Below are 271 nucleotides of genomic sequence, written 5' to 3'. Positions count from 1 at the left end.
GGCATATTACACGCCGGTGAAATACAATAGTGATGGGGTTTATCCTGAACCATCTTTAAACCAACCGGAGGCCTAGTGTTAGGAGCGAATCGCCACGCCCAACCTGTCATTGGCGATTCGTTGATCCCAACCTTATCAAAGACGCTAATGCCTTTACCGTTTGCGATAATAACCTTAATACCGTTAATTTCGATTATATCTACGTCTCTAGCGCGTACATTGGCAAGCTTTGGACTTGTGGAATTACCTAGTCGGAAGAGCTCTTCAGGGA

General features: G+C 45.4%; 1 protein-coding gene. It reads left to right on the top strand.

The window, feature by feature from the left end:
• Positions 1-75: 75 nt before the first annotated feature.
• Positions 76-271, top strand: a 196-nt coding sequence (locus AAEZ22_RS18395; protein WP_352298486.1) for a hypothetical protein, incomplete at its 3' end; no start/stop codon positions are given.

The organism is Pseudoalteromonas sp. 20-MNA-CIBAN-0454 (assembly GCF_040308685.1).
In the GTDB taxonomy this organism is placed as follows: domain Bacteria; phylum Pseudomonadota; class Gammaproteobacteria; order Enterobacterales; family Alteromonadaceae; genus Pseudoalteromonas; species Pseudoalteromonas nigrifaciens.
Note: the sequence above shows the minus strand (reverse complement) of the source record. Positions and strands in the feature narration are given on the sequence as shown.